Annotated in this window: 18 protein-coding genes; 3 read left to right on the top strand and 15 right to left on the bottom strand. The window is 61.5% G+C overall.

Going from position 1 to position 15,424, the window contains the following annotated elements; all coding sequences use genetic code 11:
- Positions 1-101: 101 nt before the first annotated feature.
- The gene (rlmF, locus tag LVS58_RS10700) at positions 102-1,055 is read left to right on the top strand and encodes a 23S rRNA (adenine(1618)-N(6))-methyltransferase RlmF (protein WP_233691036.1); all 954 of its coding nucleotides are present in this window, start codon (positions 102-104) and stop codon (positions 1,053-1,055) included.
- A 47-nt stretch (positions 1,056-1,102) separates the two neighbouring features.
- On the opposite strand, the gene LVS58_RS10695 is transcribed toward rlmF, so the two are convergent.
- Positions 1,103-1,384 (bottom strand): HU family DNA-binding protein, encoded by a 282-nt coding sequence (locus LVS58_RS10695; RefSeq protein ID WP_003255106.1) that lies wholly within the window; start codon positions 1,382-1,384, stop codon positions 1,103-1,105.
- 369 nt (positions 1,385-1,753) lie between these two features.
- Here LVS58_RS10695 and yejK point away from each other — a divergent pair, with 369 nt between their 5' ends.
- Positions 1,754-2,761, top strand: coding sequence for a nucleoid-associated protein YejK (yejK, locus tag LVS58_RS10690; RefSeq protein ID WP_233691035.1), 1,008 nt, complete (start codon positions 1,754-1,756; stop codon positions 2,759-2,761).
- On the opposite strand, the gene LVS58_RS10685 is transcribed toward yejK, so the two are convergent.
- The 4 genes from LVS58_RS10685 to LVS58_RS10670 all read right to left on the bottom strand — a co-directional run bounded on the left by LVS58_RS10685 (position 2,742) and on the right by LVS58_RS10670 (position 5,573).
- On the bottom strand, positions 2,742-3,050 hold the full coding sequence (locus LVS58_RS10685; RefSeq protein WP_233691034.1) for a GIY-YIG nuclease family protein: 309 nt from the start codon (positions 3,048-3,050) through the stop codon (positions 2,742-2,744). The two genes, yejK and LVS58_RS10685, sit on opposite strands and share 20 nt — an antisense overlap.
- Entirely contained in the window at positions 3,043-3,519 is a 477-nt protein-coding gene (locus tag LVS58_RS10680) for a nuclear transport factor 2 family protein (protein ID WP_014589835.1), read from the bottom strand. The genes LVS58_RS10685 and LVS58_RS10680 overlap by 8 nt, the downstream gene beginning before the upstream one ends.
- Before the next feature lie 109 nt (positions 3,520-3,628).
- The gene (locus tag LVS58_RS10675) at positions 3,629-4,909 is read right to left on the bottom strand and encodes a CynX/NimT family MFS transporter (RefSeq protein ID WP_233691033.1); all 1,281 of its coding nucleotides are present in this window, start codon (positions 4,907-4,909) and stop codon (positions 3,629-3,631) included.
- A 13-nt stretch (positions 4,910-4,922) separates the two neighbouring features.
- A complete protein-coding gene (locus LVS58_RS10670; RefSeq protein ID WP_233691032.1) occupies positions 4,923-5,573 on the bottom strand; it encodes a FadR/GntR family transcriptional regulator in 651 nt (216 codons plus the stop codon).
- A 138-nt stretch (positions 5,574-5,711) separates the two neighbouring features.
- Between LVS58_RS10670 and LVS58_RS10665 the strand changes: the two genes are divergently transcribed.
- Positions 5,712-6,896 (top strand): alkaline phosphatase family protein, encoded by a 1,185-nt coding sequence (locus LVS58_RS10665; RefSeq protein WP_233691031.1) that lies wholly within the window; start codon positions 5,712-5,714, stop codon positions 6,894-6,896.
- A 241-nt stretch (positions 6,897-7,137) separates the two neighbouring features.
- Here the strand turns inward: LVS58_RS10665 and hisC are convergent, their stop codons facing one another.
- From hisC to LVS58_RS10615, 10 genes are all read right to left on the bottom strand, one after another.
- Positions 7,138-8,184: a histidinol-phosphate transaminase gene (gene hisC / locus LVS58_RS10660; RefSeq protein WP_020193391.1), complete on the bottom strand. Its 1,047-nt coding sequence runs from the start codon at positions 8,182-8,184 to the stop codon at positions 7,138-7,140.
- A gap of 2 nt (positions 8,185-8,186) precedes the next feature.
- The gene (gene hisD, locus LVS58_RS10655; RefSeq protein ID WP_233691030.1) at positions 8,187-9,512 is read right to left on the bottom strand and encodes a histidinol dehydrogenase; all 1,326 of its coding nucleotides are present in this window, start codon (positions 9,510-9,512) and stop codon (positions 8,187-8,189) included.
- 286 nt (positions 9,513-9,798) lie between these two features.
- Complete coding sequence (gene hisG, locus LVS58_RS10650; protein WP_010952155.1) at positions 9,799-10,434, bottom strand: ATP phosphoribosyltransferase; 636 nt, start codon at positions 10,432-10,434, stop codon at positions 9,799-9,801.
- 91 nt (positions 10,435-10,525) lie between these two features.
- Positions 10,526-11,791, bottom strand: a complete 1,266-nt coding sequence (gene murA, locus LVS58_RS10645; RefSeq protein ID WP_003255119.1) for a UDP-N-acetylglucosamine 1-carboxyvinyltransferase — start codon at positions 11,789-11,791, stop codon at positions 10,526-10,528.
- A gap of 23 nt (positions 11,792-11,814) precedes the next feature.
- The gene (locus LVS58_RS10640) at positions 11,815-12,054 is read right to left on the bottom strand and encodes a BolA family protein (RefSeq protein ID WP_003255121.1); all 240 of its coding nucleotides are present in this window, start codon (positions 12,052-12,054) and stop codon (positions 11,815-11,817) included.
- A gap of 117 nt (positions 12,055-12,171) precedes the next feature.
- Complete coding sequence (locus tag LVS58_RS10635; RefSeq protein WP_233691029.1) at positions 12,172-12,474, bottom strand: STAS domain-containing protein; 303 nt, start codon at positions 12,472-12,474, stop codon at positions 12,172-12,174.
- Entirely contained in the window at positions 12,471-13,124 is a 654-nt protein-coding gene (locus tag LVS58_RS10630) for an MlaC/ttg2D family ABC transporter substrate-binding protein (RefSeq protein ID WP_233691028.1), read from the bottom strand. The genes LVS58_RS10635 and LVS58_RS10630 overlap by 4 nt, the downstream gene beginning before the upstream one ends.
- A 9-nt stretch (positions 13,125-13,133) precedes the next feature.
- Positions 13,134-13,619, bottom strand: coding sequence for an outer membrane lipid asymmetry maintenance protein MlaD (gene mlaD, locus LVS58_RS10625; RefSeq protein WP_016485045.1), 486 nt, complete (start codon positions 13,617-13,619; stop codon positions 13,134-13,136).
- Complete coding sequence (mlaE, locus tag LVS58_RS10620; protein ID WP_003255125.1) at positions 13,619-14,416, bottom strand: lipid asymmetry maintenance ABC transporter permease subunit MlaE; 798 nt, start codon at positions 14,414-14,416, stop codon at positions 13,619-13,621. Before mlaE ends, mlaD begins: the two co-directional genes overlap by 1 nt.
- Positions 14,416-15,225, bottom strand: a complete 810-nt coding sequence (locus tag LVS58_RS10615) for an ATP-binding cassette domain-containing protein (protein WP_010952150.1) — start codon at positions 15,223-15,225, stop codon at positions 14,416-14,418. Before LVS58_RS10615 ends, mlaE begins: the two co-directional genes overlap by 1 nt.
- Between the last annotated feature and the right edge of the window lie 199 nt (positions 15,226-15,424).

Genomic DNA, 15,424 nt, shown 5'->3' with positions numbered 1-15,424 from the left:
AAAGGCGCCGCCATCCTGTGGGAGCGGCCTTGTGTCGCGAAAGGGCTGCGTAGCATCCCCAGGTTCTTCAAGCCACCGCTCGTATAGGGCTGGACACTGCCATGACCCCGAACAAACCCACCCTGCACCCGCGCAACCGCCACCAGGGTCGCTACGACTTCCCCAGCCTGATCAAGGCCCACCCTGACCTGGCCCGCTTCACCATCACCAACCCCCACGGCAAGCCCAGCATCGACTTTGCCAACCCCGAAGCCGTCCGCGTGTTCAACCGTGCACTGCTCAAGGCCCAGTACGGCATCCAGCACTGGGACATCCCAACCGATTACCTGTGCCCGCCCATTCCTGGCCGTGCCGACTACATCCACGTCGCCGCCGATCTGTTGGCCGATGACAATGCCGGCGACGTCCCAAGGGGCGCCCAAGTGCGCGCGCTGGACATCGGCGTGGGCGCAAACTGCATCTATCCACTGCTGGGCTACAGCGACTACCGCTGGCGCTTCCTCGGTTCAGACATCGACCCCGTGGCTCTGGCCTCGGCCAAGGCCATCGTCCAGGCCAATGGCCTGGGCAAAGCCATTACCCTGCGCCAGCAGGCCAACCGAGCGCACATCCTCAGCGGCCTGCTGCAGGAGGGCGAACGCTTTGACCTGACCCTGTGCAACCCGCCCTTTCATGCCTCACGCGACGAAGCCACCCGCGGCAGCCAGCGCAAGTGGAAAAACCTCGGTAAACAGGACCCCAAACGCAAGCTGCCCGTGCTGAACTTCGGTGGCCAGAACAATGAACTGTGGTGCGAGGGTGGCGAAATCCGCTTCGTCACCCAGCTGGTTGGCGAAAGCGTGCAGTACGCCGAACGGGTGCTGTGGTTCACCAGCCTGGTGTCCAAGGCCAGCAACCTGCCGGGCATTGAGGCCGCGCTGAAGAAGTCCGGCGCCAAGGCCGTGCGCATCATTGAGATGGGCCAGGGGCAGAAACAGAGCCGCATGGTCGCCTGGAGCTTCCATGACGACGCCGCACGCCAGGCCTGGCACGCCCAGCGTAAAACACAGGCGTGAAAAAACCGCTCCCGGGCAAGCCGGGCGCGGTTTCGTCAAAGCAACAATTACTTGTTGATGGCGTCGGTCAGCACTTTGGCTGGAACGAACTTGACGACTTTCTTGGCAGCGATTTCGATGGCAGCGCCAGTCGAAGGGTTGCGGCCGGTACGGGCAGGACGCTCGGAGACTTTCAGCTTGCCGATGCCTGGCAGGGTGATTTCAGCGCCGTTTTCCAGTTGGTCGGCAACGATCTGGCCCAGTTGCTCCAGAGCGTTCTTGGCGGTGGCTTTTGGCGCGGCGATCGATTCGGCGATGTCGGCAATCAGTTGGTCTTTGGTCAATGCCATGGTGGTGTTCCTTCCCTATCAAATTCGATGGTTATGCAGCGGACTACGACGTTATCGGGCCAGCCCCTTGAAATGGAGGGCCGCGCCAATTGCGTATGTAGATACGAAAATCGGCGTTTGGTTCGACACGATGAAAGCATGCTGCCAGCAATGCGCACACGAGGGGCGCAAGACCGCGCAAAACTACCACATGAATGGATAAATATCCGCCTCGCACTTTGATTAAATGCAGGTTTTTCGGGGGTTTCAGTTGAAAACACACAAAATTGAACAAAAAACGAACAACCGACATATCTGCCAACATACGGCCACTGCATCACCTCTGGTCTAGGTTAAACTTGGCAACTTTTGCAGCTCGCCGAGAATTCCATGCCAATCCGTCATTGCATCGTTCACCTGATCGACAAAAAGCCCGATGGCAGCCCCGCCGTGCTGCATGCTCGCGACTCCGAACTGACTGCCTCCGATGCCATCGAAAACCTCCTGGCCGACCTCAATGACAGCTACAACGCCAAGCAAGGCAAGGCCTGGGGCTTTTTCCACGGCGAATCGGGTGCCTACCCGCTGAGCGGCTGGCTGAAGCAGTATCTGGATGACGAAAAGGACTTCACCGCCTTCAGCCGCGTGGCTGTCGAGCATCTGCAGAAGCTGATGGAAGAGTCCAACCTGTCCACCGGCGGCCACATCCTGTTTGCCCACTATCAGCAAGGCATGACCGAGTACCTGGCGATCGCCCTGCTGCACCATAGCGAAGGGGTGGCGGTGAATGCCGAGCTCGACGTGACCCCTTCCCGTCACCTCGACCTTGGCCAGCTGCACCTGGCAGCACGCATCAACCTGTCGGAGTGGAAGAACAACCAGAACTCCAAGCAGTATATTTCGTTCATCAAGGGCAAGAACGGCAAGAAGGTGTCGGACTACTTCCGCGACTTCATCGGCTGCCAGGAAGGCGTCGACGGCCCGGGCGAAACCCGTACCCTGCTCAAGGCCTTCAGCGATTTCGTCGAAAGCGAAGACCTGCCGGAAGAATCCGCCCGCGAAAAGACCCAGACCCTGGTCGAGTACGCCACCACCCAGACCAAACTGGGCGAGCCGGTGACGCTCGAGGAACTGTCCAGCCTGATCGACGAGGACCGCCCCAAAGCGTTCTACGACCACATCCGCAACAAGGACTACGGCCTGTCGCCGGAAATTCCTGCTGACAAACGTACCCTCAACCAGTTCCGCCGTTTCACCGGGCGTGCCGAGGGGCTGTCGATCAGCTTCGAGGCGCATCTGCTGGGGGACAAGGTGGAGTATGACGAAGCGGCGGGGACCTTGATCATCAAGGGGCTGCCGACAACCTTGGTGGATCAGCTCAAGCGCCGCAAGGACTGATTTCCCCCAAACCGCCAAAGGAGGCCACTAGTGCCTCCTTTGCCGACTTGCGCAGCCGTTTCACCAACCGCTCCTGGCGCAGCGCCGTGCCCTTGTCCGGCCACTGCTCCACATACACCAGCGCCTGGGCCGGGCTGGTCTTGAAATAACGGGCGCCCTGCCCTTTCTGATGCGCGGCGAACCGACGCTGCGGGTCATCACTGATGCCGCAATACAACGAGCCGTTGGCTGCCCTAACCAGATAGACAAACCAGGGCTTACCAACGGCAGGCTCGACGACGTCACTCACCCTGGGCCTGCTGGAATGCGCGCAACCCCTTGAACGCCTGCAGGCGAACCTTGTTCTGCATCAGCGGCGACCAACCCAGCAGCATGCCAGGAACGCCCAACGCTTGCCGCGACCAACGCCACAGGTCAAAGGTGTCGTCATGCTGGCAAATCAGCCCATCACGAATGACAAAGCGTGCCTGGATATCGTTGACCACAACACGGCCGGTCTGGCTGAACAGGTAGGTTGCCACCCAGTGCGCGCTGCCACTGTGCTCATCTGCGCGGATGCTGTCGAACGTCAGGGTGAAGTTCTTGGCGCGGGTGGTGAGCATCCGCCACATATCGCCTGCGTCCTTGCCGCGCAGGGTGCCGAACACCGGGTCGCTGAAAACGATATCGTTGCTGTAGCAGGCTAGCATGGCGTCGGCATCCAGGCGCTGGAAAGCCTGGTAGAAACGGGTGATCAGGGCGCGGTTGGCATCGCTCATTGGGGGCTGGTCCGTCCTAGGTTCGAAAGCTGCACGATAATCCGCCCCGATGGCTTATGCCAGTACCGTCCTCTTGGCGGGCAAGAGGACAGCACTGCAAAAACATGCCTCAGACTTTTTCGCAGGTCACCTGCACATGCAGCGCCCGCCCGGCACCCAGTCCGAACACGATGGCGCCAACACCCAGCACCGCAAAAATCCAGCCCAGTGCCGCCCAGCCCCCGGTCAGGTCATGCACCAGGCCCACCGCAAACGGCCCCATCGACGCCAGGGTGTAACCCACCCCTTGGGCCATGCTCGACAGGTTCGCCGCCACATGGGCATCCTTCGAGCGCAGCACAATCAAGGTCAGCGCCAGGGCAAAGGTTCCTCCCTGTCCCAGACCCAGCACAATGGCCCATCCCCACAACCCGGAAAGTGGTGCATACAGGCAACCGAACAGACCCGCCAGCGTACCCGACATGACCACCACGATCGCCAACCGCTGGTCCTTGCCGCGGGTGGCCAGCCAGGGGGCACTGAGCGAGCTGATCAACTGCACGATCACCGACCCTGACAGCACCAGCCCTGCCTCGGTAGGGCTGAGGCCGCGGCCGATCAGGATCGATGGCAGCCAACCGAACACGATGTAGGCCAGTGATGACTGCAGGCCCATGTACAGGGTCACCTGCCAGGCCAGCGGGTCACGCCACAAGCCTTGCACGCGATAGGCCACCTTGTGCAGGCCATGCCCCTGACGGGCCTGTGGCAACCACACCAGCATGGCCAGCAACGCCGGCAGCACCCAGAAGCCCAACCCTAGTGCCCAGCTGCCGTCGAAGTGCTGGGCCAAAGGTACGGTGGCACCCGCCGCGATGGCCGCGCCCAGGCATAATGCCATGGTGTATACACCGGTCAGCGTGCCAGCATGCTGCGGAAAGTCGCGCTTGACGATACCCGGCAACAATACGCCGATAATGCCGATGCTGGCCCCTGCCATCAGGCTGCCGAGGAATACCCCAATAGCCCCGAAGGTACTTCGTACCACGAGGCCAAGTGCCAAGGTGACGAGGATGCCCAGAATCACCCGCTCGCTGCCAAAGCGCCGCGCCAGCACCGGCGCCAAGGGCGCAAACAGGCCCAGGCAGAGCACCGGCAAGGTGGTCAGCAAGCCAGCCTGCGAAGCACTCAGCCCCAGGCCTTCAGATACTTGGCCCAGCACTGGCGCCATGCTCGACAACGCCGGGCGCAGGTTCAAGGCCACCAGCACCAGGCCCAGCAGCAACAGCCAGGGCCGCCGCAACTCCACCGCCTGCTGCTGGACCTGTTCGTCGTCAGCTTCAGCATCAATCAGCAGCTCGTCGAGATCCCGCTGGTTCGAGGGGGTATTGCGGGTGATGGATTCAGCCATGGCCTTCTCGGTGTCAGGATTCAATGAGGGTACGGCTCAGGCGCTTGGCCCGTTCAGCGTCACGTTGCTCGACGGCCTCGAGGATCTGCCCATGCAAGTCGAACGTGGCCTGGCAGCGCGGAACGGTCGCCATACTGTGTTGCAGTGCGGCAGCCACCACCCCGGAAAAGTAACGGTACAACTCGCTCAATGCCGGGTTGTGGGCGGCATCGACCAGCCGCTGGTGGAACACCAGGTCGCAAGCCACATAGGCATCGACATCGCCGTGAAAGTGCCCGGCACTGCCTGCAAGAGCATCGCGCAGCGCTTGCAGGTCGGCATCGGTACGGCGCAGAGCCGCCAGGCCGATGGCCTCCGCCTCGAGGATATGGCGGGTTTCACGGGCCTGCTCGAGCGTACAGCGAGACATCGCGTGCACCGCCTGCAGCGGGTCCTGGGCCGTGCGCAGGTAGCTGCCGTCTCCCTGTCGAATCTCCACCAGGCCACTGAATGCCAGCACTCGCATGGCCTCACGCACGGTGTTGCGGCTAATGCCCAATTGCAAGGCAAGCTCTGGCTCGGTAGGCAGGCGCTGGCCGACCTGCCAATCACCCAGCACGATGCATTCGCGCATGCGCTCTACGGCCAACTCCACCAGGGAACGCTTGGTTAGCTCTGTAGTCATGCCACCCAACCAATCATCCGATGATTGATGCAGCTTACTGGATTGCAGACAAAGAGGTAAACCACCTGATATTTCTGCCAGTTGTGGGCATGCTGCTTTGTTGTAACGCTCGTTGCTTGCTTTCAAGGATGCGCCCACATGCGAATGGCGAGTTTGCTGTTACTGCTGTTCCTGGCCCTGCAGCCAGGCTGTGACCCGACCCGGCACCCGAGCCGCCCCAAGACCTTGCTCATCGGTCTTGACGGCGTGCAATTTGAGCAGTATCTGCAACTGGGCGATGCAACCAACCTGAAGCAGCGGCTTTATTACGGCAAGGCTTACGCCGGGGGTATCAATGGTAATGCCAGCGAGCAACCCACCTTGAGCGGCCCTGGCTGGGTCACTTTGCTGACCGGCGTGTGGAGCAACAAGCATGGCGTTGAATCGGACGACGACTCGCAACGGGTAAACCCGGCGTTTCCTAGCCTGTTCAAGCGGCTCCGCCTGGCGTACCCCAATGCCTACCTCTCCTGCATCGTCAACTGGCCGCCCCTCAACACGGCATTTCTGCTGGAGGACGCCCATGACGCCGATGTACGCGAAAGTGGTTTGCCAGATGAACAGGTGATTGAGCGTACGTTGCAGATCCTCGGTGACACAGCCGCTGACTTCACGTTCATTCAACTGGAGGAACCTGACCAGATCGGCCATAACACGGGTTATGGTGAGCGCTATGCCCAGGCGTTACGCAAGGCCGACAGCAATATCGGGCGGCTACTGGACAAGGTAGACCAGCGGCGTCGCATGTTCCCACAGGAAGACTGGCTGGTACTCGTCAGTACCAACCATGGCCGGGACTCTTGGGGGAAAGGCCATGGCGGTGCTTCTGAGCAGGAAAAGAGTATCTTCATCGCCAGCAACAAGCCGTTGAATCAGGAACTGACCGAGCTGAGCATTCCTGTGGAGATGCCTGGGCCCGGCGGCCTGTACGGGCTTCCCGCGCAGACCTCGGTCGCGCCCACGGTGCTGCGCCACATGGGCCTCAAACTGCAGCCGCAATGGCTTTTGGACGGCACGCCCTTACTGGGTGATACCGGCGTGCGCAAGGCGCGGGCCGACGAAAACAAAGGACGGCTACGCTGGAACAGTAGCGCCAATGGTTATCTGACCATTATCAAGAACGGCCATGTGGTTGCCCAGGTTGCGGCCAGAGACGAGCAATGGATCGATCCGGAGGGGATGGGCACGCAGAATGATTATGTACTGGTGCTAAAAGGTACTCCGGCGGCGGTGCGCAGCAGGCCGGCAGGCAAGCCGTTTGTAATCGAAGGCCGCCGCTATTGAGCCCCCCCGGTAGGAGCGGGTTCACCCGCGAAAGGGCCGGGCCTGCTGGCCAATTTATACCGGCCGTTCACCGTTGCTGCCGCTACCGTATTCGCGGGTAAACCCGCTCCTACAATGGACGCGCACAGGCTGTTGTAGGAGCGGGTTCACCCGCGAAAGGGCCGGGCCTGCTGGCCTATTTCCACCGACCGTTCGCAGCTGCCGCCGCTACCGTATTCGCGGGTAAACCCGCGCCTACACGTCAGCTCAACGCATCCAGCAGTGCCTGGTTCATTTCCGGCGTACCGATGGTAATCCGCAGGAACTGGGCAATACGCGGCTGCTTGAAGTGACGCACGATCACGCCCTGCTCGCGCAAGCGTGCCGCCAGCTCACCGGCATCCTGCTGCGGGTGGCGGGCGAAGATGAAGTTGGCAGCCGACGGCAGCACCTCAAAGCCCTTGGCCTGCAGCTGACCGACCAACACCTCGCGGCTGTCTATCACCTTGCGGCAGGTTTCCTCGAAGTACTCACGGTCTTCGAACGCCACCGCCGCGCCGACGATAGCTGCACGGTCCAGCGGATAGGAGTTGAAGCTGTTCTTGATCCGCTCCAGCGCCTCGATCAGGTCCGGGTGCCCCACCGCCAGACCCACTCGCAGACCCGCCAGCGAGCGCGACTTCGAGAGCGTCTGGGTAACCAGCAGGTTATCGTAGCGGTCCACCAGGCTGATCGCCGTTTCACCACCAAAATCGATGTAGGCCTCATCCACCACCACCACCGAATCACGGTTGGCCTGCAGCAGCTGCTCCACCACCTGCAACGGCATCAGGCAACCGGTCGGCGCATTGGGGTTGGGGAAGATGATGCCAGCGTTGGGCTTTTTGTAGTCCTCAATGCGGATCTGGAACTGCTCATCCAGCGCCACCTGTTCGAAGGCAATGCCGTACAGGCCGCAGTAGACCGGGTAGAAGCTGTAGCTGATGTCCGGGAACAGCAGCGGCGCATCGTGCTGGAACAGGCCGTGGAAGATGTGCGCCAGCACCTCGTCCGAGCCATTGCCGACAAACACCTGCGCCGGCGTCACGCCGTAGTACTCGGCAACCGCTTGCTTGAGACGGTCACCGTTCGGGTCCGGGTACAGGCGCAGGTTATCGTTCAGCTCGCCGCGCATGGCCTCCAGCGCCTTGGGCGACGGGCCATAGGGGTTTTCGTTGGTGTTCAGCTTGACCAGGCGGGCCAGCTTGGGTTGCTCGCCCGGCACGTAAGGCACCAGATCCTTGACGAAGGGGCTCCAGAATCGACTCATGCTCAGTTCCCCTTCTCTTGGGTCAGGATACGGTATTCAGCGCTGCGGGCGTGGGCGGTCAGCGACTCGCCACGCGCCAGAACCGAGGCAGTGTGGCCCAGGTCGGACGCGCCCTGTTCGGAGCAGAAAATGATCGACGAACGCTTCTGGAAGTCATACACCCCCAGCGGCGATGAAAAGCGCGCGGTACCCGAAGTGGGCAGCACGTGGTTAGGGCCAGCGCAGTAATCACCCAACGCTTCGCTGGTGTGGCGGCCCATGAAGATCGCGCCAGCATGGCGAATGTGTGGCAGCCAGGCTTGCGGGTCGGCCACCGACAGCTCCAGGTGCTCCGGTGCGATGCGGTTGGCCACTTCCATGGCCTGCTGCATGTCACGCACCTGGATCAACGCACCACGGCCATTGATCGACTTCTCGATGATATCGGCTCGTTCCATGGTCGGCATCAGCTTGTCGATGCTGGCAGCCACGCGATCGAGGAAGGCGGCATCCGGGCTGACCAGAATGGCCTGGGCGTCTTCGTCGTGCTCGGCCTGGGAGAACAGGTCCATGGCGATCCAGTCCGGGTCGGTTTGACCGTCGCACACCACGAGAATTTCCGAGGGGCCGGCGATCATGTCGATGCCTACCTGGCCGAACACGTGGCGCTTGGCGGTGGCCACGTAGATGTTGCCCGGGCCGACGATCTTGTCCACCTGCGGCACGCTTTCGGTACCGTAGGCCAGCGCGGCCACGGCTTGGGCACCACCGACGGTGAACACCCGGTCGACACCGGCGATGCAGGCGGCCGCCAGCACCAGCTCGTTGACCTCACCCCGCGGGGTCGGTACCACCATCACCACTTCAGCCACGCCGGCAACCTTGGCCGGGATGGCGTTCATCAGCACCGACGACGGGTACGACGCCTTGCCGCCCGGCACATACAGGCCGGCACGGTCCAGCGGGGTGACCTTCTGGCCGAGCACGGTGCCGTCGGCTTCGGTGTACTGCCAGGAATCCTGCTTCTGCCGCTCGTGATAAATGCGCACACGGTTGGCGGCCTTTTCCAGGGCCTCGCGCTGGACCGGGGTAATGCGAGTCAGCGCCAGTTCCAGGCGCGCGCGATTGAGGATCAAGTCGTCAATCGACTTGGCGTCAACACCATCGAAACGCTGGGTGAATTCCACCAGCGCCGCATCGCCGCGTTCCCGCACGGCCTTGATGATGTCGAGCACGCGCTGATTGACCGCGTCATCGGACACACTTTCCCAGCTCAGCAGATGATCCAGATGTCGGGCGAAATCCGGATCAGCAGCGTTGAGACGGGCAATTGCAGTGGACACGGTCATGGCGAGGGCCTCGTAATATTAGCGAATGCTCAGGCGCCCTAGGGGATTGTGCGAAAAGTGCCTGCGCGACGATCATGCTACGTTAAAAACAGGCTCGGAATGCTCATTTGCAACCAGCAAAGTCGGGCGCGACCCCGGCCGTTCCTCGCCTGTTTTCGTTCTTGCATGATCGCCGCTCGGCGACTTTTTGCACAATCCCAAGCTACCAGTCCATCCGCGCGGGCACCCGAGAAAAATGGCTATGACGCGGATAGACGGGCGCGACAGCGAAGGTCGCGCGCAGGAGTCAACCGCGGTGTCGCGATTCGACCGCTGCGCGCAGCGTGTCGATCAGGCTTTGAATACGGGCGTGCTGCATTTTCATGGAGGCTTTGTTGACCACCAGGCGAGAGCTGATCGTGGCGATCAGTTCCTGGGGTTCCAGGCCGTTGGCACGCAGGGTGTTGCCGGTGTCGACCACGTCGATGATCTTGTCGGCAAGGTTGATCAGCGGTGCCAGTTCCATCGAGCCATACAGCTTGATGATGTCGACCTGGCGGCCTTGTTCTGCGTAGTAACGCTTGGCGACGTTGACGAACTTGGTGGCCACACGCAGGCGCCCCTTGGGCTCGGCTGCGCCGACTACGCCCGCGGTCATCAGCTTGCATTGGGCAATCTGCAGGTCCAGGGGCTCATACAGGCCCTGGCCGCCGTACTCCATCAGCACGTCCTTGCCGGCCACACCCAGGTCGGCAGCACCATGTTCGACATAGGTCGGCACGTCGGTGGCACGCACGATCAGCAGGCGCACATCGTCCTGCGTGGTGGGAATGATCAGTTTGCGGCTCTTGTCCGGGTTTTCGGTCGGCACGATGCCGGCCTCGGCGAGCAACGGCAAGGTATCGTCGAGAATACGGCCTTTGGAAAGCGCGATGGTCAACATTGGAACGTCGGTCCTTAAGCGGCTGCTGCCGGCCAGGTCATCGACCTGGCCGCATTCAATTCAAAAGGTGCGTCCTTGCACCCGCGGGCTACTAGCCCGGTACGCGGCGAATTTTCGCGCCGAGCATCTGCAGTTTTTCCTCGATGCACTCGTAGCCACGGTCGATGTGGTAGATGCGATCGATCAGGGTATCGCCTTCGGCAACCAGCGCCGACAGCACCAGGCTGGCGGAAGCACGCAGGTCGGTGGCCATGACCGGGGCACCCTTCAGCGCCTTGACGCCAGTGACGATGGCGGTGTTGCCTTCGACCTGGATCTGCGCGCCCATGCGGTGCATTTCGTAAACATGCATGAAGCGGTTTTCGAAGATGGTCTCGATCACCGCGCCAGTGCCTTCGGCAATGGCATTCAGCGAGATGAACTGCGCCTGCATGTCGGTCGGGAACGCCGGGTACGGGGCGGTACGCAGGTTGACGGCTTTCGGCCGCTTGCCGTGCATGTCCAGTTCGATCCAGTCTTCGCCGGTATTGATGTCGGCACCCGCTTCCTTGAGTTTTTCCAGCACGGCTTCAAGGATGGTAGGGTCGGTGTCCTTGACCTTGACGCGGCCACCAGTCACGGCAGCGGCAACCAGATAGGTGCCGGTCTCGATGCGGTCCGGCATCACGCGGTAGTTGGCCGAATCCAGTCGTTCGACACCATCGATGGTGATGGTGTCGGTACCTGCACCCTGAATGTTCCCGCCCATGGCGTTGATGAAGTTGGCCAGGTCGACCACTTCAGGCTCACGCGCGGCGTTCTGCAACACGCTGCGGCCCTTGGCCAAGGCCGCGGCCATCATGATGTTCTCGGTACCGGTCACGCTGACGGTGTCGAAGAAGAAGTGCGCGCCGCGCAGGCCACCTTCAGGCGCCTTGGCCTTGATGTAGCCGCCTTCCACTTCGATCTTCGCCCCCATGGCCTCAAGACCACGGATGTGCAGATCGACCGGGCGCGAGCCAATGGCGCAACCGCCAGGCAGGGCCACTTCGGCTTCGCCGAAGCGGGCAACCATCGGGCCCAGCACCAGGATCGAGGCGCGCATGGTCTTGACCAGCTCGTACGGCGCGACCAGGGTCTTGATGGTGCGTGGATCGATCTCCACCGACAGCTTTTCGTCGATCACAGGCTCGATGCCCATGCGACCGAACAGCTCGATCATGGTGGTGATGTCGTGCAGGTGCGGCAGGTTGCCCACGGTGACCGGGCCATCGGCCAGCAGGGTCGCTGCCAGAATCGGCAGGGCTGCGTTCTTCGCGCCCGAAATGCGGATCTCGCCGTCAAGGCGAGCGCCGCCAGTAATAATCAGTTTGTCCATTGGATTCTCGCCGCCAAGTTGGCTCAGGTGCGCTCAGCCCAGGCTGCGCTGCTGAAAAATTTCATGGTTACCGCATGGATGCTGCCATTGGCGATCCACGGATTCAGGTGAGCATAGATCGCCTGCTGGCGTTTGACCGGGCTCAGGCCAGCCAACTCGTCGCTGATCACGTTCAACTGGAAGTTGCAGCCTTCGCCTTCAACTTCGACCCGGGAACCCGGCAATTTCTCTTCAAGGAAGCTTTTAACTTCTACGGCCTGCATGCTCAACCTCAATCGGCGCCCGATGCGCACGGGTCGGCCATCATACAAAAAAGCCCCTCGCCTGCGAAGCCCAACGAAGGCTTCGCTGACCGAGGGGCCATCATCCGTGCCGAGCCACTAGCTTGCCAGCACTTCATCGAGATCATAGACCTCGGCAATTTCCCGCATGTCGTCAGGCATGCCACGCACTTCGCACGCCTTGCCAGTGGCCTGAGCATCACGCATGTACGCAAGCAGTAACGATAGGCCGACACTGGACGACTTCTGGACAGCCGAGCAATCAAGCACCAGTCGCGGCTCGCGCGAGCCATCGATCAGCACCTTGCCTTGCTTGCGCAGGGCCGGGCCGCTGCGGTAGTCCAGCACACCGGCCAGACGCAGTATGCCAGGCTCGGCCATGCTTACAGCAGCCTCACTCATTTGACGGTTTTCTCCGGGGAGCTGTCGGCCGCCTGCTTGGCCTTGGCCACTTCGCCGGCCCAGCCGTCGATGGTCTTGTCCAGGTTGTTGCCGTTACGCTGCATGGCATCGGCGAACTGGTCACGGAACAGCTTGCCGATGTTGATGCCGTTGACGATGACGTTACGGACCTTCCACTCGCCATTGAGTTTGACCATGGTGTACTGCACCGGATACACCGCACCGTTATTACCGGTGACCTTCATGTTGACGCTGGTGCGATCGTCACCCTCGGCCTTGGCCGGATCGACGGTAATGCCCTGGTTGTTGTACTCGAGCAAGGCATTGCCGTAGAACTGCATCAGGCTGCGCTTGAAGTTTTCCTGAAAGCGCTGCATCTGCGCAGGCGAGGCATTGCGCGAGTACTTGACGGTCATGATGCTCTTGGAAATGCCGTCTGCGTCAACCACCGGCCCCAGGTTGCTGTTCAGGGCGTCATAGAAGGCCTGAGGATCAGCCTTGTACTGCTCCTTGTTGCTCTTGAGGTCGCTGAGCAACTGCGTTGTGGTGGTCTGGATCACCTCCCGGGCGGATTGCCCAGGGGCGGCCACGGTCAGCAGGGGGAAAGCCGCCAGCAGGACCAGCAGGCCACGTCGCAGGATCGAAATCATGGATACTCCTTAATTAGCCGGTTGCGCTTCTTTGGGTTCCTTGCCAACGGAGTTGAGCAGGAACTTGCCAATCAGATCTTCGAGCACCAGCGCCGACTGGGTGTCGTGGATGGTCGCGCCGTCCTTGAGTACCTGGTCTTCACCGCCAACGCTGATGCCGATGTACTTCTCGCCAAGCAAACCGGCGGTCAGGATCGAGGCAGTGGAGTCGGTCGGCAGGTTATCGACCGACTTGTCCAGCTGCAACGTCACCCGACCGGTGTAGGAATCACGGTCCAGATCGATGGCGGTGACCTTGCCGATGGTCACACCGGCCATGGTCACTTTAGCTCTGACCGTCAAACCGGCGATATTGTCGAAGTAAGCATAAACTTTATAGGTATCGCTGCTCGGGCTGGCCGACAGCCCGCTGACACGCAGGGCCAGCAGCAGCAGCGCCAGGATCCCGGCCAGGAGGAACAGGCCGACACCGATTTCCAGGGTGCGGTTTTGCATCAGAAATCTCCAAACATCAAGGCGGTCAGAATAAAGTCCAGACCCAGCACTGCCAACGAGGCATAGACCACGGTCTTGGTGGTTGCACGACTGATCCCTTCTGAGGTGGGCTCACAGTCGTAGCCCTGGAATACGGCGATCCAGGTCGAGACGAAAGCAAACACCAGGCTCTTGACCAGCCCGTTGAGCACGTCGTCCGTGAAAGAAACACTGTTCTGCATGTTGGCCCAGAACGAGCCCTCGTACACACCCAGCCAGTCCACCGCCACCCACGAGCCACCCCAGATACCAACCACGCTGAAGATCAGCGCCAGCAGCGGCAGCGAGATGAAACCGGCCCAAAGGCGTGGCGCAACGATGTACTTGAGCGGGTCGACACCGATCATTTCCAGGCTCGACAACTGCTCGGTGGACTTCATGTTGCCGATTTCGGCGGTCAGCGCGGAACCGGCACGCCCGGCAAACAGCAACGCCGTTACCACCGGGCCAAGTTCACGCAGCAGGGTCAGGGCGACCATCTGCCCTACCGCCTGCTCCGAGCCGTACTTGGTCAGGATGCTGTAGCCCTGCAGCGCCAGCACCATGCCGATGAACACACCGGACACGACGACGATCGCCAGCGACAGCACACCCACCGAGTACAACTGCTTGGTCAGCAGCTGGAAGCCGCCACCAATGCCACCGCGACCGACCAGCGCATGGAACAGGAACAGGCACGAACGCCCGAGCACGGCCAGCACGTCGATTGCCGAGCGGCCCAGCAGGCGGACACGTTCGAGTAAGGATTTTCTGCGCATCAACGCGCTCCCAGCAGGTCGGCGCGGTAGTCAGGCGCGGGAAAGTGGAAGGGAACCGGGCCATCGGGGTCGCCTTTCATGAATTGGCGGATCCGTGGATTGTCCGACCCCATCAGCTCATCAGGCGTCCCCTGGCCCAGCACTTGGCCGTCACCTACCACATAGATGTAGTCGGCGATGCTGGCGGTTTCTGCCAGGTCATGGGAAACCACGATGCTGGTGATGCCCAGGGCATCGTTGAGCAGGCGAATCAGGCGCACCAGTACCCCCATGGCGATCGGGTCCTGGCCGACGAACGGTTCGTCGTACATGAGGATCTGCGGGTCCAGGGCAATCGCCCGGGCCAGAGCCACACGGCGCTTCATGCCACCGGACAGCTCGTCGGGCATCAGGTCGATGGCACCGCGCAGACCCACGGCCTGCAGCTTCATCAACACGATGTCACGGATCATTTCGTCCGACAGCTGAGTATGCACGCGCAGTGGAAACGCGACGTTCTCGAACACATCGAGGTCGGTGAACAACGCGCCGCTCTGGAACAGCACGCCCATCTGCTTGCGGGCGTCGAACAGGTCGCTGCGCGACAGCGTCGGCAGGTTCTGCCCGGCAACCCATACCTCACCGCTCGAGGGGCGCAACTGTGCGCCCATCAGGCGGAGCAACGTGGTCTTGCCGCAACCCGATGGCCCCATGATGCCGGTGACCTTGCCGCGCGGGATGCTGATGTCCACGTTGCTGAAAATGCTGCGCGAACCACGTTTGAAGGTGACACCCTTCAACTCGACCGCGTAGGCGCTATCCACACTCATCTAGACTCCTTGCTAATGCAGCCTCGTCCTAATGGACGCCGGCCTCCATCTGGAAGGCACACGCACCCCTGACAGGCCGAATAGCGGCGAACTATAGCACCGCTGACAGCCCCGCCCCAAGGCCGGGCAAGCAGTCGTTCAGCCTCGGTACAGGCTTTGGTGGTAGTCACCACAGCAATCGAGGAGGTGAGGGTTTTCA

The organism is Pseudomonas sp. JR33AA, assembly GCF_021378985.1.
Classification (GTDB): Bacteria; Pseudomonadota; Gammaproteobacteria; order Pseudomonadales; family Pseudomonadaceae; genus Aquipseudomonas; species Aquipseudomonas alloputida.
The sequence above is the reverse complement of the archived record's forward strand: the minus strand, read 5'-3'. Positions and strand labels throughout refer to the sequence as shown.